Genomic DNA, 24,956 nt, shown 5'->3' with positions numbered 1-24,956 from the left:
AACATCCCACACTCAAGTTAAGAGGCTTATCGAGCAATGACTGCCAAGCAGATCTTCTTCAGTGAAAACGCCCGTGCCCGGATGCTGCACGGCGTCGACATCCTGGCCAATGCGGTCAAGGTCACCCTGGGCCCGAAGGGTCGCAATGTCGTGATCGAAAAGTCCTGGGGCGCCCCGACCGTCACCAAGGACGGCGTCTCGGTCGCCAAGGCGATCGAACTCAAGGACAAGTTCGAGAACATGGGTGCCCAGATGGTCAAGGAGGTCGCCTCCAAGACCTCTGATGTCGCCGGTGACGGCACCACCACCGCGACCGTGCTGGCCCAGGCCATGGTCCGCGAGGGTCTGAAGGCGGTTGCCGCCGGCATGAACCCGATGGACCTGAAGCGCGGTATTGACAAGGCGGTCGAGGCCGCTGTGACCGAACTCAAGGCACTCTCTAAGCCCTGTACTGAAAGCAAGGCCATTGCCCAGGTCGGCACCATCTCGGCCAACTCCGACGAATCGATCGGCAACATCATCGCCGAGGCCATGGAGAAGGTCGGCAAGGAAGGCGTCATCACGGTCGAGGAAGGTAATTCACTGCAGAACGAACTGGATGTGGTCGAGGGCATGCAGTTCGACCGTGGCTATCTGTCGCCCTACTTCATCAACAACCAGCAGAGCCAGAGCGCTGAGCTGGATCAGCCCTACATCCTGCTCCACGACAAGAAGATCTCTAACATCCGTGACCTGCTCCCGGTGCTCGAGGCCGTGGCCAAGGCCGGCAAGCCGCTCCTGATCATTGCCGAGGACGTCGAGGGTGAGGCGCTCGCGACCCTGGTGGTCAACAACCTGCGCGGCATCCTCAAGGTCTGCGCGGTCAAGGCCCCGGGCTTTGGCGATCGGCGCAAGGCGATGCTGCAAGACATCGCCATCCTGACCGGTGCGACCGTGATCTCCGAGGAGCTTGGTCTGTCGCTGGAGAAGGCCAGCCTGAACGATCTGGGTCAGGCCAAGAAGGTCCAGGTCGGCAAGGACGACACCACCATCATCGATGGTGCGGGCTCGCACGAGGCCATCAAGGCCCGTTGTGACCAGATCCGGGCCCAGATCGAGGAGACGACCTCTGATTATGACCGCGAGAAGCTCCAGGAGCGGTTGGCCAAGCTCGCCGGTGGTGTGGCGGTGATCAAGGTCGGGGCGGCGACCGAGATCGAGATGAAGGAGAAGAAGGCGCGGGTCGAGGACGCCTTGCATGCCACCCGGGCGGCGGTCGAGGAGGGCATCGTGCCCGGCGGCGGTGTGGCCCTGGTGCGCGCACTCAATGCGATCAAGGACCTCAAGGGCGCCAACCGCGATCAGGACGTTGGGATCGCCATCGCCCGGCGCGCCATGGAAGAGCCGCTGCGTCAGATCGTCGCCAACGCGGGCGAGGAGCCGTCGGTCGTGCTACACAGGGTTTCTGAGGGTTCGGGCAGCTTCGGCTATAACGCTGCCACCGGCGAATACGGCGACATGATGGAGATGGGTGTCATCGACCCGACCAAGGTCACGCGCTCGGCGCTGCAAAACGCCTGCTCGGTCGCGGGCCTGATGATCACCACCGAGGCCATGGTCGCCGAGGAGCCGAAGAAGGAAAAGGCCCCGGCCGCGCCCGCCGGCGGCGGCATGGACGACATGGACTACTGAGTCGATCCGCCCCTAGCGGGCTAAAAAAGTAAGAAAGGCCCGGTCGAGTAAGGCTCGGCCGGGTCTCGTCTTTTTTGAGCGAGCGGTGTCCAAACTGGCCATTTCTCCCTCAAATGCGGTTTAATAGCCGCGATCCCTCGGTGCCGCTTGGGAGGTCTCTCAAGCGGTTAAACGGGAAGCCGGTGCCCTCGTCCATCGCGAACGAGGAAAGCCGGCGCTGCCCCCGCAACGGTAGGCGAGTCAAGACGCGACATATCAGCCACTGTGAGCTTAAGGCCCATGGGAAGGCGTCGCGTCGGGGTGTCAGGGCCCCGCTTGCAAGCCCGGAGACCGGCCAGGGGATCGGAATCGTGCCAGCAAAAGGCCGATTCCATGTACGGGGTTGCGTGGGGCGACGACCGTGCGTTTGCGCTGCCGATGCGTCGGCAGCTCCCCTGCGCGCGTCCATTCGTTTCCCCTAACAAGACCCTCCCCTGTCGGGTCAGGCGGGTGTGCCTGACTCAATGTACGGAGTCGAAGGACCATGTCTCATCCCTGGATGCTGGCGGCGCTGGGCGTGCCGCTGGCCGGTCTTGCCCTGGCCGACGGGCCACCGGTCCAATTGGAACCCATGGTGGTCACGGCTACTCGCACCAATGAGCCCGAGACCGAGTCACTGGCCGCAGTCACCGTCATCGACCGCGCCGAGATCGAACGCCGGCAGGCGCGCTCGCTCCCGGATCTGTTGCGTGGATTGCCTGGTCTCAGCCTCGCCCGGACCGGTGGCCCGGGCCAGCAATCCTCGCTCTTTGTGCGTGGCACCAATTCGGACCATGTCCTGGTGCTGGTCGACGGCATCAGGATCGGTTCGGCGACCACGGGCCGGGCGGCGTTGGAGGATCTGCCGCTCGAACAGATCGAGCGTATCGAGATCGTGCGTGGACCGCGTTCCAGCCTCTACGGCTCGGAGGCGATCGGAGGTGTGATTCAGATCTTCACCCGACGCGGCGGTGGCGACTGGTCGCCGCGTCTGATCCTGGGTGGTGGTACGCTCGGCACCGCACGGACCGCGGCTGGACTCTCGGGCGGCGGCGAGCGGGGCTGGTTCGATCTGGGTGTGAGCTTCGATCGTACCGACGGCATCAATGCCTGCGCGGGACGCGCTACTCCCTTCGCTGGTTGCGGTGTCGAACAAGACGATCGCGACCCTTATCGCAACCTAGGTCTGAGTCTGAGCGCCGGCTATAGGCTCAGCGATCGGGCCGAGCTGGATCTCCGTGCCCTACGCACCGAGGGCCGACTCGAGTTCGACGGCTCGGCCTTCGCCGGCAATATCGCACGCCCCGAACAACAGGTGCTGAGCGCCAAGGCGGTCCTGGCCCCGCTTGACCCCTGGACCCTGACCCTGACGGTCGGTCAGAGCCAAGATGAGTATCGGGCGTTTTTCGATGACCCGGATGGAGACGACGGCGAGCGCTTCGTCGCGCGCTTTGCGACCACCCGCGATAGCCTGTCGCTGCAAAACGACTGGCGTCTCATGTTGGGCCAGTTAGCCACCCTGGGTCTGGACTATCGCGTCGATCATGTCGAGGGCAGCATCCACTACGATCGCGACACCCGCGACAACCTAGGTGTCTTCGGCGAATATCAGGCCCGTCTCGGTGCGGCGGATCTCAAGCTCAGCCTGCGCCGAGACGATGACGGCGAACTGGGTGGACACAACAGTGGCGATGTCGCCCTGGGTTATCTGTTCGAGACCGGCACCCGAGTCGCGCTGAACTATGGGACGGCCTTCAAGGCCCCGAGCTTCAACGATCTCTATTATCCCGACTACGGCAACCCCGACCTCGACCCAGAGCGCGCCCGTAGCTGGGAATTGAGGTTGACGGATGCGCTGCCGCTCGCCCCAGCGATCGATGGACGCTGGGATCTTAGCCTCTATCACACCGCGATCGATGATCTCATCGCCTATGATGCAGCGAGCGCGTCCGTCGCCAACGTCCGGCGCGCGCGCATCTGCGGGCTCGAGGCGACGACGAGCGCCACCTGGCGCGACTGGCGCATCGAGACCAGCCTGACCCTGCTCGATCCCGAGAACCGCTCGCCTGGCGCCAATCAAGGCAACCTGTTGCCGCGGCGTCCCGAGCAGAGCCTGGCGCTCGACCTGGAGCGAGACCTCGGGCGCTGGTCGCTGGGTGGGAGGGTGTTCGTCGCCGGACGCCGTTACGATGACCTTGCCAATCGCAACCGGCTCGACGGCTATGTGCTGCTCGATCTGCGCGCCGAGTACCGCCTCGACCCCAAACTGCGCCTGCAGGTCAGCCTCGAAAACGCGCTCGATACAGAGTACGAGACCGCCTATCTCTACAATCAGCTCGGACGTTCAGTCTATCTGACGTTTCACTACCAACCCTGAGGTCACTTAATGAACCCGACACTCGCTTGGCTCCAAGCCCCTTGTCGTCCAATCGACCAACAGGCCGCTGCCGCGGCCCAGGCCCGTCAGGATCGGCTCACCAAACCCCGCGGCTCGCTTGGACGTCTGGAAGAGATGGCGATCCAGCTCGCCGGGATGCAGGGCACGGACCGGCCTACACCAGATCCGGTGCGGATCCTGCAATTCATCTCGGACCACGGCGTGGCCGTCGAGGGCGTCTCGCTCTTTCCGCGCGAGGTGACCCTTCAGATGCTCTATAACATCGCGCGCGGTGGCGCGGCCGTCTCGGTGATGGCCAAGGCGATCGGCGCCGTGATGGAGATCTTCGACCTCGGGGTCGCCACCGATCCAGGCCCGGTGCCCGGCGTGCGTTCTGAACGGATCGGTCCAGGCACGGGCAATATCGCCCGCGAACCGGCCATGACCGAGGATCAGCTCGAGCGCGCGCTCGCCATCGGGCGTACGGCGGTCGAACGCGCGGTCGAGGAGGGCGCACGGCTCCTGATCTGCGGCGAGATGGGGATCGGCAACACCACCCCGGCGACCGCACTCGCCTGCGCCCTGCTCGATCTCGCACCGGCACGCCTGACCGGACCCGGGACTGGGCTCGATGTCCAGGGGGTCGCGCACAAGGCCCAAGTCATCGCGACGGCCCTGGAACTCCACGCCCGACCCGAACACGGACCGCTCGAGCTGTTGCGCCGTCTCGGTGGATTCGACATCGCCGCCAGTACCGGGGCCTTCATCCGCGCCGCCCAGCTCGGGTTGCCGATCCTGGTCGATGGTTTCATCATCAGCTCGGCTGCCCTGGTCGCCACCCGCATCAATCCCGGCGTGCGCGACTGGATGCTGTTCGCCCACGGCTCGGCCGAGCCTGGGCATGGATCCATGCTGGAGGCGCTCGCTGCCAACCCCTATCTCGACCTCAGGATGCGCCTCGGCGAGGCCACGGGCGGCGCGGCCTTGGTGCCCCTGTTGCGCCTGGCCTGTGTCATCCACCAGGAGATGGCGACCTTCGATGAGGCGGGGGTGAGCGAGGCCCTGGCGTGACCGATGGGTCCGACCGGCCCCGGGGGCTTCATGTCCGAGTCCTTCGTCGATCTGTTGCGTCACGGCGAGGTGGAGGGGGGGGCGCGCTTTCGCGGCGAGCGCGATGATCCTCTGAGCGCGCTCGGCTGGGAACAGATGCAGCGCGCGACCTCTGTTTGCCCAGGCTGGGCGCAGGTCGTCAGCTCCCCGGCACGCCGCTGCGCTGAGTTTGCGCGCGAATTGGCGCAGCGGCAGGGACTCACCCTGACCCTGATGGACGGCCTTCGCGAGCGTGCCTTCGGCACCTGGGAGGGCTTGACCTGCGCTGAGATCCCGCTGGTCGAGCTACAGCGTTTCTGGTCCGACCCGGTCGGCTATACGCCCCCGGGTGCCGAACCCTTCAGCGCATTTCGTGCGCGCGTGTTGGAGGCCTGGCGAGGCCTGCTCGATGGCCGTGCGCCCCAGACGCTCCTGATCACCCATGGCGGGGTGATCCGCGTCCTGGTCGCCGAGGTGCTGGGTATGACCGATGCCGGTCTGTTGCTCTTGGAGGTCCCTTATGCCTGCCGTACCCGAGTGCGCATCCATCCGCCACCAGGTCGTCCGAGTCTGGTGGCGCACGGCTCTTTGTGCCCATGACGCGACTGCGCCCGTTCTGGATCGCCGGACGCTTCCTGTCCCGGCTGCCCTTCCCCGACCCAGGGCCCACCGCCCCGACCGAGGTCGGGCGCTCCGTGCCCTGGTATCCGCTGGTCGGGCTCCTGATGGGCCTGCCTGCCGCCCTGGCCGCGCTCCTGCTTGCAGACACCCCGTCCGACCTTGCCGCGGCCCTGGTGCTGATCCTCTGGGTCTGGTCGAGCGGTGGGCTGCATCTGGATGGATTGGCCGACAGTGCGGACGCCTGGATCGGCGGGCTCGGCAGCCGCGAACGGACCCTGGAGATCATGAAGGATCCGCGCAGCGGTCCAGCGGCGGTGACGGCCATCGTCTTGACGCTACTTCTCAAATGGTCGGCGCTCAAGACCCTGGTCGCGACCGGGGTGCTCTGGCCCCTGCTGATCGTACCCCTGCTGGCGCGGGCGCAGCTACCACTCTTGCTCCTGACCACCCACTATGCCCGCACCCAGGGGATGGCCAGTGATCAGTTCCATCATCTACCCCGGCGGATGGCCTGGTTGAGCCTGGTCTTGTCCGGGCTCGCTACCCTGGTCGTCGCTGGCTGGATCGGGGCTGCGCTGATCCTGGCGGTGCTGACGCTTTACTGGTTCGCGCGGCGCGCCATGCTCGCGCGGATCTCTGGCTTCACCGGTGATACCGCTGGCGCCCTGGTCGAGCTGACCGAGACCCTGGCGCTGGCCCTCTGTGCGCTCGTTGGCGTCGAGACATTCGACAGCTGAGCCTGGTCGAGGGCGGTTGCACGACCCGGGCGAGCCTGTATGATGGCCAGATATTCCGAGCCGTATCCACCACTATGTCTGCACTGACTCAACAGGTACTGCGAACGGATCTAGCGGGTATGCCGCTGGAGTGGATCGACTATCGCGACGCCGCGCGACTCCATGTCCTCGGTCAGGTGGCCTATTCCTGTGGCGATCCGCTCTTCTTGCTGCGCGGCGGCATCAACGCCGGCACGCGCCGTCAGAGCCAACTTCGGATCCACTCCATCATCGCCACTCACGGCCTGCATCACGCGCTCGAACAGCGGCGCGCCGACTACTCACCCCCGCTCTCCAACCGCACACTCTTTCAGCGCGACGACCACATGTGTCTTTACTGCGGTCAGCGCTTCCCGGGGCGCCAGCTCTCGCGCGACCATGTCCGCCCCATCAGCCAGGGTGGGGCGGATGTCTGGAGCAACGTCGTCACGGCTTGCGTGCGTTGCAATAATTACAAGGCTGGCCGCACGCCCGAGGATGCCGGGATGGAACTGCTCGCCGTGCCCTTCACTCCGACCCATGCCGAGTATGTCTATCTGATGGGACGCCATGTCCTGGCCGACCAGATGGAGTTCCTGCGCGCGCACTTCCCACGTTCCAGTCCCCTGCTGCGGCGTCTCGTAGAGGGAGGGCGTGCATGACGCGCTGGGATCTCATCGCCGAGCGCATCAGCGCGGCGACAGGCAAGCCTTTCAAGATCCAGCGACAGCGTCCGGTTGGTGGCGGCTGTATCAATCGCGCCGTTGTCGTTGAGGACGATCAACGCGCCTACTTCGTCAAACTCAATACCCCAGAGCGGCTCGACATGTTCGAGGCCGAGTCCGAGGGACTCGCGGCATTGGCTGCGGCGCGGGCCATCCGGGTGCCCGAGCCGATCTGTGTCGGGCTCGCCGGCGACACGAGCTTCCTAGCCATGGAGCGTCTGGATCTGAGCGGACGGCTCGACAGCGAACGCGCCGGGCGTCAATTGGCCCAGCTACATCGCGCCACCGCCGAACGCTTCGGCTGGCATCGTGACAACACCATCGGCTCCACCCACCAGCTCAACACGCCCCATGACGATTGGGTCAGCTTTTGGCGCGAGTGTCGATTGGGCCCGCAGCTCAAACTCGCCGCCGCCAATGGCTATCGCGGGCGCCTCCAGTCGGACGGTGAGCGCCTCCTGTCCAGGCTCGAGACACTCATCGGCCATCACCCGCCCCCATCGCTTCTGCACGGCGACCTCTGGGGCGGCAACATCGGCGCGACACCTGAAGGTGAGCCGGTCATCTTCGATCCAGCTGTCTATCATGGCGACCGCGAGGCCGATCTGGCCATGACCGAACTCTTTGGTGGCTTTGACGCCCGCTTCCAGGCCGCCTATCGCGAGACCTGGCCGCTCGATCCCGCCTATGCCGTGCGCCGCATCCTCTATAACCTCTATCACGTCCTCAATCATCTGAATCTCTTTGGTGGCGGTTATCTCCAACAGTCGCAATCCATGATCGAACGGTTGCTCGCCGAGACAGCTTGAGGTGACGCAAAGATTACAAATGTGTTAAAAACGCGCTTCATCCGAATGATGTCCAATCTCGCGACCCATTGCCGGCGCGAGACCCGGCGTTTACATCCCTCCCTTGAGATACACCGATCCATTTTTTCACATGCCACGCGAGCTGTTGTTACTGCGTCATGCCAAATCGGACTGGGATTCAGACGTGGCGAGTGATTTTGAGCGTCCGTTGGCCAAGCGCGGCAAAAACGACGCGCCTAAGGTCGGTTCCTGGCTCTATCGCGAGGGGCTGGTGCCCGACCATGTGGTGAGTTCCCCGGCGACGCGCGCGCGTCAAACCGCGATCAAGGTCTGCAAACGTCTGGATTTCAAGAAGAGACGCATTGTCTGGGACGCCGAGATCTATGAGGCCGGCGTTACGAACCTGCTCGATGTACTCGCCCGCTGTCCGAACGAGGCCGCGATCGTGCTGTTGGTCGGGCACAATCCAGGACTAGAAGAGCTGCTGCTGTATCTGGTCGGCGAAGAGATCGAGCGATCCGCCGACGGCAAGCTCCTACCCACGGCCACGGTCGCGCGTCTGGAGATGCCAGATGACTGGAGCCGACTTGATCCGGGCAGTGCGCACCTGATCTCGATCACCCGTCCACGTTGAAATCCACGTTGAAACGTCCGCCTGGATACCTACAATCCCGGTCTTCGTTTCCACTCAAGGATCCACCCAATGGTCGTCCTCATCCTTGGACTTCTCCTCTTTCTCGGGACACACTCGATCTCGATCTTCAAGCCCAACCTGCGCGCCACGGTCGTTGCCCGCTTCGGAGTCGTGCCCTGGCAGGCCGTCTATGCTCTGATCTCGCTGATCGGCTTCGTTCTGATCCTCCAGGGCTATGGTCAGGCTCGACTCGCGCCGGTCGTGCTCTACGAGCCGCCGACCTGGCTCAGACACATCACGCTGCTCTTGATGCTCCCTGTCTTTCCGCTGCTGTTCGCTGCCTATCTGCCGGGGCGTATCCAGGACGCCGTCAAGCATCCGATGCTCGGCGCCGTCAAGATCTGGGCCTTTGCCCATCTGCTCGCCAACGGGATGCTGGCGGACGTGCTGCTGTTTGGCGCCTTTCTCGTCTGGGCAGTGGCGGATCGGATCTCGCTCAGGTATCGCACCGCGCCGCCGGTCCAGGGCGCACCGCCGGGTCCGATCAACGATGCCATCGCTATTGTCGGTGGACTGGGGTTCTATCTGCTGTTCATGTTCTGGCTGCATCGCGCCATGCTAGGTGTGGCGCCGATCGGTTGACCCTGGGCGCGCCAAGCCTTGCCGTTTGGGGCGGGATCGGGCGCGCCGGGAATCACGCCTGTGGAGAGGAGCTGCCGTGAGGCCTTCGGTCCAGGAACCCACCGCAAGCGACTTAAGGGGTGGATCAATGCCTCAAGGCGCCTTAAGAATCTCCGTCCGGAAGGCCGGGGAGGATGTCAATGCCATGCGTCTAGTCCGAGTTCAAACCGAGCCTTTCGATATCCACGCCGAGCAGGAGGCGCTGTGCCGAGACAACCCCAGGGTCGGCGCGCTCGTCACCTTCGTCGGGCTGATGCGCGATCTCAACGCCGGAATGGGTGTCGTGCGGATGACCCTGGAGCACTATCCGGGTATGACCGAGAAGGCACTCGGCGCGCTCGTGGCGGAGGCCAGTGAACGCTGGACGCTGGAGGGCGTGCGCCTCGTGCATCGGGTCGGGACGCTGGAACCACTCGACCCCATCGTCTTCGTTGGGGTCGCGAGCCGACACCGGGGTGAGGCCTTTCGCGCCTGTGAGTTCCTGATCGACTCCCTCAAGACCCGTGCCCCCTTCTGGAAGAAGGAGGTCACGGAGGCGGGTGAGCGCTGGGTCGAGGCGCGGGCGACGGATGAGGAAGCGGCGCGTCGCTGGTGAGTGCGACCTGATCGGCTGAATCGATCAGCGGCGGCGGCTCGGCCAGCGATCGGGTGCGCAGATGCAGCGCCGCCTTGGACAGCAGGTGCGCGCTCACCGGTGCGGTGATGAAGAGAAACAGGGTCACCAGCACCTCGTGCAGGCTCAGCCCCTGGCCCTGGGCGCTGAAATGGAGCATGGAGGCAATCAAAAGGCTCCCGACGCCGAGGGTCGTGGCCTTGGTCGGGCCATGCAGGCGGGTGAAGAAGTCCGGCATCCTCACCAGACCCAGCGAGCCGATGAAGGTGAAACCGGCCCCGATCAGGACCAGGAGGGCAAGCGCGATCTCCAGCATGGTGCCACCTATTCGATGATGTCGCCGCGCAGCAGATATTTACACAGGGCGACGGTGCCAATGAACCCCATCATGGCGATCAGGATCGCGGCCTCGAAATAGAGCGCCGAGTCCAGATGGATCCCCAGGAGCACCAGGAGTGCGATCGTGTTCACATAGAGGGTGTCGAGGGCCAGGATGCGGTCTGGATCGTCTGGTCCGGTCAACAGACGCCAGAAGGTCAGGCCGAGGGCGCCCGTGACCAGGGCAAAGGCGATAGAGAGCGCGATGTTCAGCATGGCTCGAAGACCTCGCGGATCGGTGCCTCGTAACGGCGCTTGATGGTGTCGACCAGGGCCTCGGGATCGGCCACATTCAACCCCTGGACCACCAGGATGCGCCGGTCCGGACTCAGCCAGGATGACACTGTCCCCGGTGTCAACGAGACCATGTTGGCGAGCAGACTGATGGCGAGCTCTGAGCGCAGCTCGAGCGGCACCATCACGAACGCCGGGCGGATGTGACGGGGTCCGCGCAGGATCAGCCAGGCCACAGCGAGGTTGGCAACCAGGATGTCATAGCCCACCAGGATCAGAAAGCGCATCAGGGTCAGCGGACGACGCACGGGCAGCGGATCCGGCCAGAAGGGCCGGGTGAAGATGGGGATGAGCCAACCGAGCCCCAGCCCGAGCAGGAGTGAGCCGGGCGTGAGGCTGTTGGTCAGCACCATCCAGATCAGGGCGAGCAGCAGGGTGAGGAGCGGATGCGGCAGCCAGCGTTTCATGGTTCAAACCCGGTTCCAATCGGCCTGAGCACGGCATGAATATAATCCGAGGGATCGAGCAGCTGGTCGGCCGTCGCCCGGGCCAGATCGAACACCGGACCCGAGCCGATCAGGAGCGCAAGACAGAGCGAAAGCAGCCCAAGGGTCGGCAGGGTTGCGCCCGCCTCAAGATGGGCGCTGGCGCCCCCGCCCCGGACATTGAAAAAGAGCAGGCTGCCCGAGCGCGCCAAGGCGATGAGCCCGAGCAGACCGCCGATCAGCACCACCCCCAGGATCCAGGGCCAGACCGGCTGCTCAAGTGCCGCGCGCAGGATGAGGACCTTGCCGACAAAGCCCGAGAGCGGCGGCAGACCCGCCACCAGCAGCGCCGTGACGAAGAACAGCCCGCCGAGCAGCCCTGCATTGGGCAGCGCCGGTCCGGGCACCAGTCGATCGGCGGCCCAGCCGCGCGTGCGCAGGATGAGATCGGCGACCAGAAAGAAGGCCGCCGTCGCGAAGGTGGTATGGACCAGATAATAGAGTCCGGCCGCGATCCCATCCGCCGTCCCGAGCCCGAAGGCCGAAATCAGCAGTCCAACCGAGACCACCACCAGATAGGCGACCTGCAGGCGCAGCTCGGTTGCCGCCAATGCCCCCAAGGCGCCGAGCACCAGGGTCAGCAGGCCCAGCGGTAGGAGCCAGGTGGTATAGAGACCGGCCAGGATACCCGCTTGCTTGCCGAACATCAAGGTCTCGACCCGCAGCAGGGCATAGGCACCGACCTTGGTCATGATCGCAAACAGCGCCGCCACCGGCGCCGAGGTCGCGGCATAGGCCGAGGGCAGCCACAGATGTAGCGGCACCAGGGCCGCCTTGAGCGCGAACACCATCAGCAACAGCAGTGCCGCCACCTGCGCCGGTCCCAGAGCCTCGGGCGGTAGTCGCGCGACCTTGAGCGCCAGATCGGCCAGATTGAGCGTGCCGACCAGACCATAGAAGGCCCCGGCCGCGAACAGAAACAGCGTCGAGCCGACCAGATTGATGACGACGAACTGGAGCCCAGCGCGTACCCGCGCCGCCCCGCCACCATGCACCAGCAGGCCATAGGAGGCCAGCAGCAGGATCTCGAAGAAGACGAATAGGTTGAACAGATCCCCGGTCAGGAAGGCGCCGTTGAGACCGAACAACTGGAGCTGGAACAGCGGATGGAAATGGCGGCTGCATTGGTCGGTGCCGTGCATGGCGTGCAGCAGGGCGCAGCCGGCCAGCAGTGAGGTGACCAACAGCATCCATACCGCCAGCCGGTCGGCCACCAGCACGATGCCCCAGGGCGCAGGCCAGTGGCCGAGGTGATAGGTGAGGATGGTGCCGTCCCCGACCAAGAACCCCAGCTCGATCGCAAACAGGATCTGGCCAAAGATCGCGGCCAGACTCAGGCTACGGCGCGCGGCGAGCGACAGCGTCCGGCGCGACACCAGCAACAGGGTCCCGACCAGCAGCGGCAGGAGTAAGGGGGCGATCACGAGGTGATTCATGCCTCCGATCCCTCGCGGTTCCTGACATCATCAGGATCGCGACCGTCGACATGATCATTGCCCAGCTCGGCTCGCGCTCTGAGCGCGAGCATGATGACGAAGGCGGTCATGGCGAAGCTGATGACGATGGCCGTGAGCACCAGCGCCTGGGGCAGGGGATCGGTAGAGCGACTCACCCCAGGGGCGAGGATCGGTGGCGCGCCGATCGTCAGGCGACCGCTGGCAAACAGGAACAGATTGACCGCATAGGTCAGCAGGGCCAGCCCCAGGACCACCGAGAAGGTGCGCGCGCGCAGCAGCAGATAGACGCCACCGGCGGTTAGCACACCAATGATCAGACTCATCAGGGCCTCCATGTCAGGCCGATTCCTCGCCGGGATGGGTGGCGCGATGCATCAGACCTAGATGAATCAGGATCAGGAGCGTTGTACTGACCACCACCAGATAGACACCCAGGTCGAACAACATGGCTGTGGCCAGCTCGAGGTCGCCAATGATCGGCCAGTTGAGATGAGTGAAGCTTGAGGTCAGGAAGGGATAGCCGAACACCAGGCTCCCCAGCCCGGTCAGGGTCGCGATCAGCAGACCCGCGCCGATCAAAGGCAACATGTTGTTTGACAACCGCCGATGGGTCCAGGCCACGCCATTGGCCAGATACTGCATGATGAGCGCCACCGCCGTGATCAGCCCGGCGATGAAACCGCCGCCCGGCGCGTTGTGTCCGCGCAGGAAGATGAAGACCGACACCAAGAGCGCCAACGGCAGCAGCAGTCGCGCCAGCGCCGCCATGATTGCCGGATGGACGTCCCAGTTCCAGCGACGACCATCGGCATCCTGGGTCATCCCAGGTAGCCGCAGGCCATAGAGCATGGCATGGATGCCGAGTCCGGCGAGCGCCAGCACCGTGATCTCGCCCAGGGTGTCGAAGCCACGAAAATCGACCAGGATGACGTTGACCACGTTCGCCCCACCTCCACCTGGCAGACTGTTGGCGATGAAGTAGTCCGAGATCGACTCCAACGGGCGGGTGAGGATAGCCCAGGTCAGGACACCGGCGCCGAGTCCGGCCAGACCCGCGACCATACCATCATGCCAACGCCGCGCGGTACTCGACTCATCCGGCCCGCGTTGGGGCAGGAAATAGAGTGCAAGCAGCAGCAGCACGATGGTCACGATCTCCACTGAGAGCTGGGTCAGTGCCAGATCGGGTGCCGAGAACTTGACGAAGATCAGCGCCACCAGCAACCCGAGCGCCCCGACCACGACCAGCGCCGTGAACCGGCGTCGATGCAGCGCGACCGTCACCAGGGTCACCAGGATCAGCCCGGCGGTCAGGGTCAGGCTGACGCCATCGACCGGCAACAGGGCGCGCGTCCCGGTTAGCGGCGAGCCGGAACCGATGGATCCGAGCACGCCGAACACCAACACCGTCAGCAGCAGCACCAGCACCCGCCACGGCAGCGAGCCGGGATCCAGCCGCCGGGTGAGCCAGGCTGCAAACAGGGTGAGCTCGGCCAGCAGCCCGTCATACAGGGCCCGCGCCTCGAGCCGCCCCTCCAGGCGCGTCGCGAGCCGAAACAGCGGTCGACGCGCCCCATAGACCAAAACGCCCCCGACCAAGGCCGTCAGACTCATGACCACCGGCAGCCCAAACCCGTGCCAGATGGCCAGATCGAACTCAGGCGCCGGGGCCTGGAGGACGCTGGTCACGGTCGTGCGCAGAATCGGATCGACCGTAAGCGCCGGGAGGATGCCGACCAAGAGACAGATGGCCACCAATACCGCCACCGGCGCCTTCATCCAGAACGGCGGCTCGTGCGGGGTGCGCGGCAGATCGATCGGCTCACCATTGAAGAAGACATCGTGGATGAAGCGCAACGAATAGGCCACCGCCATCACCCCCGCGAGCACCACCAAGGCCGGCAACAGCCAGCCGTATTCGAAGCCGGTCGCAAAATCCGCGGTCTCGGCAAAGAACATCTCCTTGGACAAAAAGCCATTGAACAGCGGTACACCCGCCATCGAGGCCGCCGCGACCATGGCCAGGGTTGCGGTATAGGGCATGAACCTCCAGAGTCCGTTGATACGGCGCATGTCGCGCGTGCCGCATTCGTGGTCGATGATCCCGGCGGCCATGAACAGCGACGCCTTGAAGGTGGCGTGATTGAAGATGTGAAAGACGCCCGCGACCGCCGCCAGCGGGGTGCCGAGTCCGAACAGGAGCGTGATCAGTCCCAGATGGCTGACGGTCGAATAGGCCAGGAGCCCCTTGAGGTCATGCTTAAAGAGCGCGATCCCGGCCCCGATCAAGAGGGTCGCCAGACCGGCGCCGATCACCAGCCAGGTCCATTCCGGCGTGCCGGCGAGCACCGGGAACAATCTGGCCAGGAGAAAGACCCCGGCCTTGACCATGGTTGCCGAATGCAGATAGGCCGAGACCGGGGTCGGTGCGGCCATGGCGTGCGGAAGCCAGAAATGGAAGGGAAACTGGGCCGACTTGGTGAAGGCCCCAATCAGGATCAGCACCAGCATCGGGGGATAGAGCGGGTCGGCGCGCACCGCCTCGCCCTGGGTCAGGATCACCGAGAGGTCGTAGCTGCCGGCCAGCTTGCCGAGCAGCAACAGGCCACCGAGCAGCGCCAGTCCACCCAGACCGGTGACCGCGAGCGCCAGGCGCGCCCCGCGCCGGCTCTCCGGCTTGCGGTAGGAATAGCTGATCAGCAGGAAGGACGACAGACTCGTCAGCTCCCAGAAGATCAGCATCAGGATCAGGTTCTCCGACAGCACGATGCCGAGCATCGCACCCATAAAGAACAACAGATAGGCATAGAATCGCCCGAGTCCATCGCGCTCGGGCAGGTAGTAGCGGGCATAGAGGATGACCAAAAGCCCGATGCCCAGGATCATGGACGCAAACAGCAGTCCCAGGCCATCGAGCCGGAACACCAGATCGAGCCCGATCTGGTGGATCCACCCCAGGCGCCACACCAGGGTCTGACCGCTGAAGGGCAGCGGGGCCAAGGGTGCCAGACAGAGCAGCGCCAGAAGGGTCACAGCCCCGGCCGTCCAGGCAGACTTCATGCGGCCAAGGTGTGACACCCAGCCAGCTAGAACCGCACCGACGAAGGGCAGGAGTACGACGAGCGATAGATTCATAATCTCGCGACTCTGCCAGCGGAACGGCGCGATGGCAAGTCGAATCCAGGGGTCGCGCCCCGAGAGGGTCTTGCTTAGTCCAGCGACTCCACCCACTCATAGATCGCGATCGTCGTCGGATCGCACTGACGACAGCCGGTGCAGGGCGTATTGGCCGGGAGCCTCCGCACCTGACCCTTGCGCTCCAGTGTTTCCAGCATCCCACGCAGCGCGTCCGGCTCGGCATCGAAGTGATAGGCCAGATCGCGCACGGCGGCGCGGCGGTGGTCGCGCAGATAGCGCGAGAGTTCACTGAGGATCATGACAGCCCCCTCTCAGTCGCCAGCTTGACGGGCACCGACTCGCGCCGCGCCCAGAGACGCATCCCGATGACGACGGCAAGTAGCAGCCCGGACATCACGCCGATCCAGATCGAGGCGTTGACTGGATCACGGTTGAAGATCGCGGCCTGATAGAACACAGTCGCTGTGCCATAGCCCAGTCCTGTGGTCCAGAGCACCGCAAAGGCCGCCCAGCCGGTGCCAATCTCGCGCTGGATGGCGCCGATCGCGGCGACACAGGGCGAATAGAGCAGGATGAACAGGAGATAGGCAAAGGCCCCGGCCTGCCCATCGAAGCGCGCGGCCATGGCTCCGAAGGTGCCGCTGCCGACCTCTAGTCTCTCCGCCGCGGCCTCGGGATCAGCGGTCTCAGCAACGTCGCCCAGACCCAGTGGATCGGCCCAGTGGCCCAAGGCATCGGCTAGATTGACCGGGATGGTCGCCACGGCCTCGCTCAAGCCGGCACTCAGGCTGTAGGGCCCCTCCTCTTCGGCGCTGGGCCCCTCACCGGACTCGGCGGCGGCCAGACGCGAATAGGTCGCATCCAGCGTACCGACTACGGCCTCCTTGGCCAGGAGGCCAGTGAAGATGCCAACCGTCGCCGGCCAGTTCTCGGCGTCCAGACCCATGGGCGTAAAGGCCGGGGCGAGGGTGCGCCCGATGGCGGCGAGCACCGACTGCTCAGTGTCCTCGTTGCCGAAGCTGCCGTCGGTGCCCGTGGTATTGAGCAGGTTGAGCACCAGCACCATGGGCACGATCACGGCCCCCGCGCGCACGACGAAACCCTTGGTGCGGTCCCGGGTGCGCTGCAGCACGCCCTTGAGGGTGGGCAGATGATAAGGCGGCAGTTCCATCACGAAGGGCATGACCTGACCCTTGAGCAGGGTGTGCTTGAGGATGAAGCCGGTCAGCACCGCCGCGAGGAGGCCGATCAGATAGAGCGCAAACACCACGTCTTGACCGCCGGCGCTGAAGAAGGCCGCCGCGAAGAGTGCATAGACCGGCAGCCGCGCCCCGCACGACATGAAGGGCGTCATCAGCACCGTCAAGACCCGATCACGTGGATTCTCCAGGGTACGACTCGCCATGATCGCCGGCACATTGCAGCCAAAACCCACCAAGAGGGGCACAAACGACTTGCCCGGCAGCCCAATCGCCCGCATGAAGCGATCCATGACAAAGGCCGCGCGCGCCATATAGCCCGAGTCCTCCAGCACCGACATGAACAGATACAGAAAGGCAATGATGGGGATGAAGGTCGAAACCACCTGCACCCCGCCCCCGAGCCCCTTGGCGATGACGATGATTAGCCACTCGGGCGTACCGATCCGACCCAAAAGCTCGGACGCACCCTCGACAAAGAGGGCCCTGGCAGCGAGATCAAAGAAATCGATGAAGGCCCCGCCGATGTTGATGGTGAACATGAACATCAGATACATCACGGCAAGAAAGATCGGGATGCCAAACACTCGATTGAGCACAATCCGGTCGACCCGGTCGGAGAGCGAGCGCGACGCTTGGCCGGATGTCTTCACCGTCGCCTGGGTGAGGGCGTGCGCAAAGCCATAGCGCGCGTCGGCGAACAGGATATCGACGTCGTCGGCCAGATCGCCGAGTAGGGCGCGGACCTCGTCCCGGCCCACCACCGGGCCGGCCAGCCGGAGCGCCAGATCGTCGCCTTCCAGCAACCGTGCCGCCAGCCAGCGCACGGAATCACCCTGTGCCTCGGCGATCGGACGCAGACGCGGTTCGAGCGCGCTGATCGCCGCCTCTAGCCTGGGCCCGAACGGGATCTGGACCGAGGGCACGCTGGCATGCTGGGCCTGTTCGAGCAGGACCTGTTTGAGTTGTGCCACCCCCTGGCCTTTAGACGCCACCAGGGGTACTACCGGACAGCCGAGCCGTTTGGAGAGCGCGGCGACATCGATCCGGAGCCCGCGTGACTCGGCCATGTCCATCATGTTGAGCGCCAGCACCAGCGGGCGGCCCATCTCGATCAGCTGGGTGGTCAGATAGAGATGGCGCTCCAGGCTGGAGGCATCGAGTATGTTGAGGATGACATCGGCCTCGCGGGCATAGACGAAGTCGCGCGCGATGCGCTCGTCGAGCGCGACCGCGGGGTCGGAGACGTCGAGCGAATAGGTGCCGGGTAGATCGACCAGGCTGAACTCGGCCGCGCCGAAGCGATAGCCTCCAGTCTTGCGCTCGACCGTGACCCCCGGCCAGTTGCCGACCTGCTGGCGCGCGCCGGTCAGGGCATTGAAAAGCGTGGTCTTGCCGCAGTTGGGGTTGCCGACGACACCGATGCAGTAGTGCGGTTTTGAGAGGGGCTGAGTCATCAGATGCGCTCCACTTCGAGCACCGCCGCCTCATCGCGGCGCAGACTGACCGCGGTGCCACGCACCCGGATCTCGACCGGATCACCCAAGGGGGCGACCCGGATCACCTCCAGGGCGACACCAGGCGTCAATCCCATCGCCAAGAGCTTGTGTCGATAGGCTCCGCCGGCGGCACGAAACCCGAGTACGCGCCCCTGGTCACCGGCCTTGAAGTCCTTGAGGGTCGCGTTCATGCCTCGACTGCCTCCACCAGGATCTTGACCGCCATCCCACCCCCGAGCGCCAGGCGGGTCTCACCGCGCGCGAGGACTAGAGCGCCGCCCTGACGCGCTACGACGCGCACCTCGGTGCCCGGATTCAGGCCCAGTTCGGTCAGACGCCTGGCCAGACCCTTGCCGCCGTGCAGGGTCCGGATGCGCACCCGCTGGCCCTCTCTGGCCAGCACCAGCGGGAAGCTGTTGGTTACGGCTGGTTGGTTCTCGCGATGATCAACCCGAGTTGCCGGGTCGAGGGGATCGCTGAGATCGCCCGGATGCAGTGAGGGCGCAAGATCCATGTTCAATGCCTCAAGAAATAACAAGAATAATTCTTATTCTAGGTGAGCTCCCTCATGAATGCAATGACTTCTCATTTGCCATCGAGATCGGGTATGTGCGACAAGGTCGGGGAGATGAGCATGAGTGCTGAAGCAACGTGCGTGGCTTGACCTCGATCAAGGCTGGTCGTCGTGAATCAACCAAGACTCGTTCTTTGATCATCGGTGGCCAAAGACACAATACGAGGAATCTCGATGCCATCCGGACAACGACTCGAACGCGAGCAGAAGACCATCGCCGCCATGCTGGCGATCTATTGTCGAGACCATCACGGCGGACGACGGGAGTTGTGCGAGGACTGCGCCAGACTGCTCGACTACGCCCGGCGCCGGCTGGATCGCTGTCCCTTCCAGGAGAAAAAACCGGCCTGCAACCGTTGCGAGGTGCACTGCTACTCGGCGATCCAGCGCGAGCGGGTGCGGGCCGTGATGCGTTATGCCGGACCGCGGATGATCTTACCCCATCCGATCCTGAGCCTGTGGCATCTGATCGACACCTGGCGACCCGTGCCCAGGCTCTTGCGACACAAGGGTACGGAGTGAACTCTGTCTTACATCGACTTGACCCTGTGCGCGACACGCCTTGTCGTTTGGGGCGCAATGTCTCTGCCGCCGAGACCCAAGGCGGCCGACGGCGGGGCAGGCTGGAAGTCACACCTGTGGAGAGACGCACTGTCATGGAGTGCTCGGCCCCAAAACCCACCGAATCGACTCAGGGGCGGTATTAAGCCACCCCTGAGCGCCTTAGGAATCCCCGGTCTTCAGTCCAATGAGGATGTCAAGGGCGGTGCGAAAGACATCGCCAACCATACCCCGGCGGCGAAGGCGAGCAGCAAGGCGAAGACGATCAGCCAGGGGATGAAGAGGCGCGGTGGATGCGTCGGTTGTGCCGCCGGCGCCGGTCCGTGGTCGGCGACACAGATCGCCCGGCGCCAGATCGCTATGGCTGTCTGCACCAACAGAACCACCACGACCCCGCTCAGCAGCGCGACCAATCCGGTCCCGAGTTGGAGATAGAACGCCTGCTTGGTCTTGTCGAACAGGGTCAGGCTCGCGATCCCGATCGCGGCGAGGGGGAAGGAATAGGCCCACCAAGACAGAAAGAAACGCAGCCCCAAGAAGCGCGGGATCTGGGTAAAGAGCAGGAGCGTCAAAAAGAGTCCGGCGAAATAGAGGATGCGCCCGAAGCTGTCGATCTCGCCGACCAGCTTCAGATAGGCGATGAAGCCGACGGCCGGCGGGGCGATCAGGATGAAGAGGGTCGGCATCAGGTGCGCTTCGAGCGGATGATGGAAGAGTACCCGGTTGAAGACGATCACCAGCAGGATCAGCCAGAACAGGATGCCGATGCTGAAGAAGAACCAGGACAGATCGCCATAGCCCAAGGGCACACCGGCGATGGGTACCAAGACATTGCCGACCGCTGGGATGAACCAGGCCGGATTCATATGGTGGATCTGGAAGTGCTCGTGATGGATCCAGACGCTGACGATATAGAGCGTAAACAGCAGATGCAGCCCGCTGCCGATCATCCATAGCGGGGCGCTGACGGATGCCGAGACTGGGAGAAAGGCGATGGCCAGCAACAGCAGGCTCATCGAGAGGGTCGGGAAGAAATTGATCTTGACCGGATGGCGCAGCTCGCGCACCACAGATGCACGATGCAGTAACAGCTTGAGCAGATAGATGAGTACGAGCAGAGCGAAGAGACTGGCCGTCGTGCCCAGCAGCCAGGGCGTGAGTCCAAGATCCAGGCCAAGGAGCACCTGGACCTTCTCCCAGCCGATGGTCAGACCCGACAGCCCCATGATCATCGAAAAGAAGGAGATGGGGAAATTGGCGAGCCGAGTTTCAGTGTGAGACATGTTCTCCATGATGACTCCGAATTACACCCGTCCCGGGTGGGGCGGGTGTACGAATAAATTAGGCCCGCTTGGTCGAGAGCTTCAGGGGCAGGTAGAGCGGACACCAGCCGATCAGGGCGGTGCCGAGTGGGATCAGGGCCAGGGCGCCGAGCAGCCAGTTCTGGGTGTTCAGTGCCCAGAAGGCCAGGGCCAGGCCGATGAGGACACGGATGGTGCGATCGAGTGTACCGAGGTTCTGGGTCATACTAAGGATCTCCGTTCGAGTGCGGGCGGCGGGAGGCCGCTTGGACGTTGACTGTGAAACGCACTCTACGGGTCGGCGCCGACCCTGTCGGTGACTTTGTCACACTGACGCCGGCGTCGTTTCCGGCGTCACTCGTCCAGTGCGCGGCGTCGCAGCGCATCCCGATCGAGCAGCTCGATCCAGCCGCGCCGCGCCCGCAGCAGACCCTGTTCCTCCAACCCCTTGAGCAACCGGCTGATCACTTCGCGCGAGGATCCCAGCTCGGCGGCCAGCATCTGATGGGTCGCCTGGATCGCATCCGAGCCCAGGTGCTCGGCCTGGCGCAGCAGATGCTCGATCAGACGCTGGTCGAGCCGCTGGAACAGCACGGCATCGAGCACACCGAAGACCTCGACCAGCCGGCTGGCGATGAGACCGAACAGATATTCGCGCCAGGGCTCGCAGTTCCCCAGCCAGAGGCGCACGCTCGCTGGCTGCACGACCACGGCCTCGACCTCGGTCTCGCAGACCGCAAACGCCGGAAAGGGACGCGCGCTGAGCAGACAGGAGGCGGTGAGCACACAGCCCTCGCCCGAATGCACGCGGTATAGGGTAATCTCGCGCCCGTTTTCACCGAGCTGATAGACCCGTGCCCTGCCTGCGAGCACCAGCGGCAAATGCGCGCAGTAGGCGCCTGCCTGGCAGATGGCCTGCCCGGCGGGCAGACGCACGTGCATGACCCGGGCGAAGAACTCGCGCTGGAACTCGGACGAGGCGGCGCGCAGAAAGTCGAAGCCTTTCAGGATCCGGAGGCGTCGATCGGGATCGGCGATCATAGACAGCGGCATGGCGGCGCTTGGAATGAGACGCCATCATACGCCATCGGGACGCTCGCCTGAGACGTCAGAACCAGAACTCGGGATAGCGCCGGTCAGAGGGGATGTTGTTGACGATGAGCGCCACCAGCAACAGCACCAGCGGCCCGATCAGCGCCGGCACGACCACGAACAGATAGCCCATGGCGTGCACCTGGTCCGAACCGATGACGGCGATCAAGGCCGTCGCGCCGCCGGGCGGATGGAGGGTTCGGCTCAGATGCATGAGCGCGATGGCCGTGGCCACTGCGGCCGCCGCCGCCAGCCAGGGTACGAAGCCGAGCCACTGCCAACAGGTCACGCCGACCAGCGCCGAGAGCACATGCCCGCCGATCAGATTGCGCGGCTGGGCCAACGGACTGCGCGCTGCACCATAGACCAGCACCGCTGAGGCGCCGAGCGAGCCAATGAGCAGCCTCAGATCCGTGTCGGCGAGGAACCAGCGATGGATGCAGGCCACAGCGGCGATCCCCAGGAAGGCACCGACCCAGGACCAGAGGATCTCGGCTCCGTTCACCCGCGGCGGGCTACCGCGGGTGATGCCGCGCATCTTGCCGAAATAATGTCCAGGCGCGCCAAGGTTCATCGGGGGCCCTCTCCCGGCGTCTTACCCGATCCACTCAAGAGCCGTTCGCGGGCCCGGCGATAGGCCAGGTGATAGATGGCGCGGAAGTCGTCCGTGCTGATATCGAGATAGCCGGGGATCTCGCGCATTGCCTCTAGGATATCGGCGTCGGAGAGTTCGAGTTCGTCCAAAGCGGACGGCGTTTCGTCATCCGGGTTCATGGTGGCACTCCTAGTGCGGGTTATATCCAGGTTGGAGACTAGGGTACCGAGGCCACTTCGGACCTTGACCCGGATCAAGTCGCCCGAGCGCGGCTAGTGTGCTGGGGTGATGACGGCATACAGCATATCCGGCATGGACTGGGTGTCGGTGTCGGCATCGAACGGCCAGAGCGGTTCGGGAACCTTACTGAACCGATCCTTGGTATAGATGACTTCGACCGTGTGCGTCATGCGTGCATTCGGGGCCGTGCCGTCGGAATGCTCCGGGATCAAAATCGTGCAGGAATCGGTCGACTGGCAGCCGCGTGGTCGCAGATCGGTCCGCCGGCCGGGCACAGCCTGGATGGGCAGTTTAGTGGCGAGCAGCGCCTGGGCGAGGGCGCGCGCCAGCGGTCCGTATCCACTGAGTTCGGACGGATAGATGGCATTGAAGGCACCATCCCTGAAGGTCACATCGTACAGTCGGCCCTGGATGTCCAGCCCGGACACGCCCGCGATCTCGCCGTCCTCGACGACGAGCGAAAGGGCTTGGGCCGAACCGGTGACGCCGATACAGAGGGCGGCGAAGATGGACGCGAGTCGACGCGAGACACGGGGTTTGATGCTCATTCTGGCAGATGCTCCTGGAGCCAGTTGTTGATCTGGATACGCGAACGCGCGCCACTGAACCGGCCGCGTTCCTCGCCGTGTTGGAACAGGATCACGGTCGGGAAGCCGCGCACCCGATAGTGTCCGGCCAGACGCATGTTTTCGCCCGCGTCGACCTCGACCTTGGCCAGTCGCAGACGCCCGGCGTGTTCCTCGACGACGCGCTTCAGATGCGGCGTGAGCGCGTGACAGGGACCGCACCAGTCGGCCCAGAAATCGACCAGGATCGGCTGCTCGGACGAGGCCGCAATGACCTGGGTTTGAAAGTCCTCGTAGTGGACCTCGAAGATGGGCGGATGGGGCGGCGCGGACGACGACATGAGGCTGTTACCCTTGAGTATGCAAAAAGCCTGAAATCAATCGGGGATCCTGAGTTCGAGGTTTTCGAGCAGCAGTTCGTCGCCGCTGACCAGTCGGGTCTGGAAGGCGCCGCAGGCCTTGCACAGCAACCGGTTCGGAAGCGCCTGGGTCTCTGCGCCACAGAGGTTGCAGCGCACCCGGATCTCGGACGGCTCGATGACGAGTTCGGCACCCTCAGCCAGGGTACCGGCGGCGACCAGCGGATAGGCCTGCTGGAGCAGCAGCGGCTCGACGCCCGACAGCGGACCGACCTTGAGCCGGATGCGATCGACACGACTCGCCCCGTGCTCACGGGCGATGTCGGTCACCTGATCGATGAGCGCCTGACAGAGTGAGAGTTCGTGCATGTTTTGTTCGCAATCATCCTGGTTGCGGGCAGTCTAGACCGATGTCGCCTGGGTGCCAACGCCTCACCGTCAAACACCACACCAGGATCCGGTTTTTGATCCTGGCCAGAAATCGTGTCGCGTGATCGATCGGCTTAACCATCCTTACTTGGCGTGTTGGGGCTGTCCCGAGCCTCCAGTCAGGGTAGTCGAGCTGGAACTTTTGTGCGCCAGCCGTGCCACATGGCCGACGCCCTTGCCGGTTTTCGACTTGAATCGGCCCGGTGTCGCCCCGACCTGCGCACTCCGGAAAAACAGGGCGTCGGATTCAAGCCTTTCCAACCCTATCCGATCCATCAACCAATGGAGAATGTCTGATGAAACACCTGTACGCCAGCACCGCCGCCGGTCTCATGGCCCTCGGCCTCGCCAGCCTTGCCCTCGCTGCCGATCTCAGCCCAGAGGAGCAGATCGAGACTCGCCAGGCCGGCTATGCGTTCATGGCCTGGAATATGGGCAAGATCAAGGCCAACCTGGAAGGCGAATATAACGCCGACCAGGTCAGGGCCGCTGCCAATGTCGTTGCTGCCATCGCCAACTCGGGTATGGGTGCGCTCTATGGTCCGGGAACCGACAAGAACGTCGGAGCGGTCAAGACCCGCGCGAAGCCCGAGCTGTTCCAGAACCTGGAAGACGTTGGCAAGCTCGCGCGTGACTTGGGCACCGCGGCCAATGCGCTCGCCGCGGCCGCTGCCACCGGCGAGGCCAATGCCGTCAAATCCGCCTTCGCCGACGTCGGCGCCGCCTGCAAGGCGTGCCATCAAAAGTACCGGGCCGACTGATCCCTCGTCGAGGGCCTAAAAGACAGCCGCCCTAG

At 64.4% G+C, this 24,956-nt stretch carries 30 protein-coding genes and 1 riboswitch; of the genes, 12 read left to right on the top strand and 18 right to left on the bottom strand.

Going from position 1 to position 24,956, the window contains the following annotated elements:
• Nucleotides 1-36: 36 nt before the first annotated feature.
• From groL to moaE, 10 genes are all read left to right on the top strand, one after another.
• Nucleotides 37-1,671: a chaperonin GroEL gene (groL, locus tag E6P07_RS12005; RefSeq protein WP_153975824.1), complete on the top strand. Its 1,635-nt coding sequence runs from the start codon at nucleotides 37-39 to the stop codon at nucleotides 1,669-1,671.
• A 121-nt stretch (nucleotides 1,672-1,792) separates the two neighbouring features.
• A riboswitch (cobalamin riboswitch) is annotated at nucleotides 1,793-2,024 on the top strand.
• A gap of 170 nt (nucleotides 2,025-2,194) precedes the next feature.
• Complete coding sequence (gene btuB, locus E6P07_RS12000) at nucleotides 2,195-4,066, top strand: TonB-dependent vitamin B12 receptor (protein WP_153975823.1); 1,872 nt, start codon at nucleotides 2,195-2,197, stop codon at nucleotides 4,064-4,066.
• Between the two features lie 9 nt (nucleotides 4,067-4,075).
• Entirely contained in the window at nucleotides 4,076-5,137 is a 1,062-nt protein-coding gene (cobT, locus tag E6P07_RS11995; RefSeq protein ID WP_153975822.1) for a nicotinate-nucleotide--dimethylbenzimidazole phosphoribosyltransferase, read from the top strand.
• Nucleotides 5,138-5,167: 30 nt separating this feature from the next.
• Nucleotides 5,168-5,755, top strand: a complete 588-nt coding sequence (locus E6P07_RS11990) for a histidine phosphatase family protein (protein ID WP_153976225.1) — start codon at nucleotides 5,168-5,170, stop codon at nucleotides 5,753-5,755.
• Entirely contained in the window at nucleotides 5,752-6,513 is a 762-nt protein-coding gene (locus E6P07_RS11985) for an adenosylcobinamide-GDP ribazoletransferase (RefSeq protein ID WP_153975821.1), read from the top strand. Before E6P07_RS11990 ends, E6P07_RS11985 begins: the two co-directional genes overlap by 4 nt.
• A gap of 74 nt (nucleotides 6,514-6,587) precedes the next feature.
• Nucleotides 6,588-7,193 carry an HNH endonuclease gene (locus tag E6P07_RS11980; RefSeq protein ID WP_153975820.1) on the top strand — a complete coding sequence of 202 codons (606 nt, stop codon included), beginning with the start codon at nucleotides 6,588-6,590 and terminating at the stop codon, nucleotides 7,191-7,193.
• Nucleotides 7,190-8,065, top strand: coding sequence for a fructosamine kinase family protein (locus E6P07_RS11975; RefSeq protein WP_153975819.1), 876 nt, complete (start codon nucleotides 7,190-7,192; stop codon nucleotides 8,063-8,065). Before E6P07_RS11980 ends, E6P07_RS11975 begins: the two co-directional genes overlap by 4 nt.
• A gap of 130 nt (nucleotides 8,066-8,195) precedes the next feature.
• A complete protein-coding gene (locus tag E6P07_RS11970; RefSeq protein WP_153975818.1) occupies nucleotides 8,196-8,699 on the top strand; it encodes a SixA phosphatase family protein in 504 nt (167 codons plus the stop codon).
• A gap of 69 nt (nucleotides 8,700-8,768) precedes the next feature.
• Nucleotides 8,769-9,341, top strand: a complete 573-nt coding sequence (locus tag E6P07_RS11965) for an NnrU family protein (RefSeq protein ID WP_153975817.1) — start codon at nucleotides 8,769-8,771, stop codon at nucleotides 9,339-9,341.
• A 184-nt stretch (nucleotides 9,342-9,525) separates the two neighbouring features.
• Entirely contained in the window at nucleotides 9,526-9,975 is a 450-nt protein-coding gene (gene moaE, locus E6P07_RS11960) for a molybdopterin synthase catalytic subunit MoaE (RefSeq protein ID WP_153975816.1), read from the top strand.
• Here moaE and E6P07_RS11955 read toward each other — a convergent pair.
• From E6P07_RS11955 to E6P07_RS11910, 10 genes are all read right to left on the bottom strand, one after another.
• Nucleotides 9,908-10,309, bottom strand: coding sequence for a Na+/H+ antiporter subunit G (locus E6P07_RS11955; protein WP_153975815.1), 402 nt, complete (start codon nucleotides 10,307-10,309; stop codon nucleotides 9,908-9,910). The genes moaE and E6P07_RS11955 overlap by 68 nt on opposite strands.
• 8 nt (nucleotides 10,310-10,317) lie before the next feature.
• Nucleotides 10,318-10,587 (bottom strand): K+/H+ antiporter subunit F, encoded by a 270-nt coding sequence (locus E6P07_RS11950; protein ID WP_153975814.1) that lies wholly within the window; start codon nucleotides 10,585-10,587, stop codon nucleotides 10,318-10,320.
• Entirely contained in the window at nucleotides 10,581-11,072 is a 492-nt protein-coding gene (locus tag E6P07_RS11945; protein WP_153975813.1) for a Na+/H+ antiporter subunit E, read from the bottom strand. The genes E6P07_RS11950 and E6P07_RS11945 overlap by 7 nt, the downstream gene beginning before the upstream one ends.
• Nucleotides 11,069-12,586, bottom strand: coding sequence for a monovalent cation/H+ antiporter subunit D (locus E6P07_RS11940; RefSeq protein WP_153975812.1), 1,518 nt, complete (start codon nucleotides 12,584-12,586; stop codon nucleotides 11,069-11,071). Before E6P07_RS11940 ends, E6P07_RS11945 begins: the two co-directional genes overlap by 4 nt.
• Nucleotides 12,583-12,942 (bottom strand): Na+/H+ antiporter subunit C, encoded by a 360-nt coding sequence (locus E6P07_RS11935; RefSeq protein ID WP_153975811.1) that lies wholly within the window; start codon nucleotides 12,940-12,942, stop codon nucleotides 12,583-12,585. The genes E6P07_RS11940 and E6P07_RS11935 overlap by 4 nt, the downstream gene beginning before the upstream one ends.
• Before the next feature lies 1 nt (nucleotide 12,943).
• Nucleotides 12,944-15,742 carry a monovalent cation/H+ antiporter subunit A gene (locus E6P07_RS11930; protein WP_153975810.1) on the bottom strand — a complete coding sequence of 933 codons (2,799 nt, stop codon included), beginning with the start codon at nucleotides 15,740-15,742 and terminating at the stop codon, nucleotides 12,944-12,946.
• A gap of 74 nt (nucleotides 15,743-15,816) precedes the next feature.
• Complete coding sequence (locus tag E6P07_RS11925; protein WP_153975809.1) at nucleotides 15,817-16,044, bottom strand: FeoC-like transcriptional regulator; 228 nt, start codon at nucleotides 16,042-16,044, stop codon at nucleotides 15,817-15,819.
• Entirely contained in the window at nucleotides 16,041-18,401 is a 2,361-nt protein-coding gene (gene feoB / locus E6P07_RS11920; RefSeq protein WP_153975808.1) for a Fe(2+) transporter permease subunit FeoB, read from the bottom strand. Before feoB ends, E6P07_RS11925 begins: the two co-directional genes overlap by 4 nt.
• Nucleotides 18,401-18,634: a FeoA family protein gene (locus tag E6P07_RS11915; RefSeq protein ID WP_153975807.1), complete on the bottom strand. Its 234-nt coding sequence runs from the start codon at nucleotides 18,632-18,634 to the stop codon at nucleotides 18,401-18,403. The genes feoB and E6P07_RS11915 overlap by 1 nt, the downstream gene beginning before the upstream one ends.
• Nucleotides 18,631-18,957 (bottom strand): FeoA family protein, encoded by a 327-nt coding sequence (locus E6P07_RS11910; protein ID WP_153975806.1) that lies wholly within the window; start codon nucleotides 18,955-18,957, stop codon nucleotides 18,631-18,633. Before E6P07_RS11910 ends, E6P07_RS11915 begins: the two co-directional genes overlap by 4 nt.
• Nucleotides 18,958-19,191: 234 nt before the next feature.
• On the opposite strand from E6P07_RS11910, the gene E6P07_RS11905 reads away from it, so the two are divergent.
• Complete coding sequence (locus tag E6P07_RS11905) at nucleotides 19,192-19,539, top strand: nitrous oxide-stimulated promoter family protein (protein WP_153975805.1); 348 nt, start codon at nucleotides 19,192-19,194, stop codon at nucleotides 19,537-19,539.
• Nucleotides 19,540-19,757: 218 nt separating this feature from the next.
• Here E6P07_RS11905 and E6P07_RS11900 read toward each other — a convergent pair whose 3' ends face one another.
• The 8 genes from E6P07_RS11900 to hypA form a co-directional block, all read right to left on the bottom strand.
• Nucleotides 19,758-20,870, bottom strand: coding sequence for an SLAC1 anion channel family protein (locus E6P07_RS11900; RefSeq protein WP_153975804.1), 1,113 nt, complete (start codon nucleotides 20,868-20,870; stop codon nucleotides 19,758-19,760).
• Between the two features lie 49 nt (nucleotides 20,871-20,919).
• Nucleotides 20,920-21,105, bottom strand: a complete 186-nt coding sequence (locus E6P07_RS11895) for a YgaP family membrane protein (protein WP_153975803.1) — start codon at nucleotides 21,103-21,105, stop codon at nucleotides 20,920-20,922.
• 128 nt (nucleotides 21,106-21,233) lie between these two features.
• Nucleotides 21,234-21,932, bottom strand: coding sequence for a Crp/Fnr family transcriptional regulator (locus tag E6P07_RS11890; RefSeq protein ID WP_343031233.1), 699 nt, complete (start codon nucleotides 21,930-21,932; stop codon nucleotides 21,234-21,236).
• 55 nt (nucleotides 21,933-21,987) lie between these two features.
• Nucleotides 21,988-22,545, bottom strand: coding sequence for an HPP family protein (locus E6P07_RS11885; RefSeq protein ID WP_153975802.1), 558 nt, complete (start codon nucleotides 22,543-22,545; stop codon nucleotides 21,988-21,990).
• A complete protein-coding gene (locus E6P07_RS11880; protein ID WP_343031232.1) occupies nucleotides 22,542-22,745 on the bottom strand; it encodes a hypothetical protein in 204 nt (67 codons plus the stop codon). The genes E6P07_RS11885 and E6P07_RS11880 overlap by 4 nt, the downstream gene beginning before the upstream one ends.
• 93 nt (nucleotides 22,746-22,838) lie before the next feature.
• Entirely contained in the window at nucleotides 22,839-23,354 is a 516-nt protein-coding gene (locus tag E6P07_RS11875; protein ID WP_153975801.1) for a hypothetical protein, read from the bottom strand.
• Nucleotides 23,351-23,713 carry a thioredoxin family protein gene (locus E6P07_RS11870; protein ID WP_153975800.1) on the bottom strand — a complete coding sequence of 121 codons (363 nt, stop codon included), beginning with the start codon at nucleotides 23,711-23,713 and terminating at the stop codon, nucleotides 23,351-23,353. The genes E6P07_RS11875 and E6P07_RS11870 overlap by 4 nt, the downstream gene beginning before the upstream one ends.
• Before the next feature lie 36 nt (nucleotides 23,714-23,749).
• A complete protein-coding gene (gene hypA, locus E6P07_RS11865) occupies nucleotides 23,750-24,100 on the bottom strand; it encodes a hydrogenase maturation nickel metallochaperone HypA (protein WP_153975799.1) in 351 nt (116 codons plus the stop codon).
• Nucleotides 24,101-24,456: 356 nt separating this feature from the next.
• Between hypA and E6P07_RS11860 the strand changes: the two genes are divergently transcribed.
• Nucleotides 24,457-24,921, top strand: a complete 465-nt coding sequence (locus E6P07_RS11860) for a c-type cytochrome (RefSeq protein WP_153975798.1) — start codon at nucleotides 24,457-24,459, stop codon at nucleotides 24,919-24,921.
• Nucleotides 24,922-24,956 lie beyond the last annotated feature (35 nt).

It is taken from the genome of Thermochromatium tepidum ATCC 43061 (assembly GCF_009664085.1).
GTDB classification, from domain to species: Bacteria; Pseudomonadota; Gammaproteobacteria; order Chromatiales; family Chromatiaceae; genus Thermochromatium; species Thermochromatium tepidum.
This window is presented reverse-complemented; position numbering and strand designations above follow the sequence as displayed.

Excerpts from the sequence above, each read along its gene's own strand:
- E6P07_RS11965 (WP_153975817.1), top strand. The coding sequence starts at position 8,769 with ATGGTCGTCCTCATCCTTGGACTTCTCCTCTTTCTCGGGACACACTCG.
- E6P07_RS11970 (WP_153975818.1), top strand. The coding sequence starts at position 8,196 with ATGCCACGCGAGCTGTTGTTACTGCGTCATGCCAAATCGGACTGGGAT.
- E6P07_RS11975 (WP_153975819.1), top strand. The coding sequence starts at position 7,190 with ATGACGCGCTGGGATCTCATCGCCGAGCGCATCAGCGCGGCGACAGGC.
- E6P07_RS11955 (WP_153975815.1), bottom strand. The coding sequence starts at position 10,309 with ATGCTGGAGATCGCGCTTGCCCTCCTGGTCCTGATCGGGGCCGGTTTC.
- E6P07_RS11870 (WP_153975800.1), bottom strand. The coding sequence starts at position 23,713 with ATGTCGTCGTCCGCGCCGCCCCATCCGCCCATCTTCGAGGTCCACTAC.
- E6P07_RS11860 (WP_153975798.1), top strand. The coding sequence starts at position 24,457 with ATGAAACACCTGTACGCCAGCACCGCCGCCGGTCTCATGGCCCTCGGC.
- E6P07_RS11915 (WP_153975807.1), bottom strand. The coding sequence starts at position 18,634 with ATGAACGCGACCCTCAAGGACTTCAAGGCCGGTGACCAGGGGCGCGTA.
- btuB (WP_153975823.1), top strand. The coding sequence starts at position 2,195 with ATGTCTCATCCCTGGATGCTGGCGGCGCTGGGCGTGCCGCTGGCCGGT.
- cobT (WP_153975822.1), top strand. The coding sequence starts at position 4,076 with ATGAACCCGACACTCGCTTGGCTCCAAGCCCCTTGTCGTCCAATCGAC.
- E6P07_RS11930 (WP_153975810.1), bottom strand. The coding sequence starts at position 15,742 with ATGAATCTATCGCTCGTCGTACTCCTGCCCTTCGTCGGTGCGGTTCTA.
- E6P07_RS11880 (WP_343031232.1), bottom strand. The coding sequence starts at position 22,745 with ATGAACCCGGATGACGAAACGCCGTCCGCTTTGGACGAACTCGAACTC.
- E6P07_RS11910 (WP_153975806.1), bottom strand. The coding sequence starts at position 18,957 with ATGGATCTTGCGCCCTCACTGCATCCGGGCGATCTCAGCGATCCCCTC.
- groL (WP_153975824.1), top strand. The coding sequence starts at position 37 with ATGACTGCCAAGCAGATCTTCTTCAGTGAAAACGCCCGTGCCCGGATG.
- E6P07_RS11935 (WP_153975811.1), bottom strand. The coding sequence starts at position 12,942 with ATGGAGGCCCTGATGAGTCTGATCATTGGTGTGCTAACCGCCGGTGGC.
- E6P07_RS11925 (WP_153975809.1), bottom strand. The coding sequence starts at position 16,044 with ATGATCCTCAGTGAACTCTCGCGCTATCTGCGCGACCACCGCCGCGCC.
- E6P07_RS11875 (WP_153975801.1), bottom strand. The coding sequence starts at position 23,354 with ATGAGCATCAAACCCCGTGTCTCGCGTCGACTCGCGTCCATCTTCGCC.
- E6P07_RS11895 (WP_153975803.1), bottom strand. The coding sequence starts at position 21,105 with ATGACCCAGAACCTCGGTACACTCGATCGCACCATCCGTGTCCTCATC.
- E6P07_RS11950 (WP_153975814.1), bottom strand. The coding sequence starts at position 10,587 with ATGCTGAACATCGCGCTCTCTATCGCCTTTGCCCTGGTCACGGGCGCC.
- moaE (WP_153975816.1), top strand. The coding sequence starts at position 9,526 with ATGCGTCTAGTCCGAGTTCAAACCGAGCCTTTCGATATCCACGCCGAG.
- E6P07_RS11885 (WP_153975802.1), bottom strand. The coding sequence starts at position 22,545 with ATGAACCTTGGCGCGCCTGGACATTATTTCGGCAAGATGCGCGGCATC.
- E6P07_RS11985 (WP_153975821.1), top strand. The coding sequence starts at position 5,752 with ATGACGCGACTGCGCCCGTTCTGGATCGCCGGACGCTTCCTGTCCCGG.
- E6P07_RS11940 (WP_153975812.1), bottom strand. The coding sequence starts at position 12,586 with ATGAATCACCTCGTGATCGCCCCCTTACTCCTGCCGCTGCTGGTCGGG.
- feoB (WP_153975808.1), bottom strand. The coding sequence starts at position 18,401 with ATGACTCAGCCCCTCTCAAAACCGCACTACTGCATCGGTGTCGTCGGC.
- hypA (WP_153975799.1), bottom strand. The coding sequence starts at position 24,100 with ATGCACGAACTCTCACTCTGTCAGGCGCTCATCGATCAGGTGACCGAC.
- E6P07_RS11905 (WP_153975805.1), top strand. The coding sequence starts at position 19,192 with ATGCCATCCGGACAACGACTCGAACGCGAGCAGAAGACCATCGCCGCC.
- E6P07_RS11990 (WP_153976225.1), top strand. The coding sequence starts at position 5,168 with ATGTCCGAGTCCTTCGTCGATCTGTTGCGTCACGGCGAGGTGGAGGGG.
- E6P07_RS11890 (WP_343031233.1), bottom strand. The coding sequence starts at position 21,932 with ATGCCGCTGTCTATGATCGCCGATCCCGATCGACGCCTCCGGATCCTG.
- E6P07_RS11980 (WP_153975820.1), top strand. The coding sequence starts at position 6,588 with ATGTCTGCACTGACTCAACAGGTACTGCGAACGGATCTAGCGGGTATG.
- E6P07_RS11945 (WP_153975813.1), bottom strand. The coding sequence starts at position 11,072 with ATGAAACGCTGGCTGCCGCATCCGCTCCTCACCCTGCTGCTCGCCCTG.
- E6P07_RS11900 (WP_153975804.1), bottom strand. The coding sequence starts at position 20,870 with ATGGAGAACATGTCTCACACTGAAACTCGGCTCGCCAATTTCCCCATC.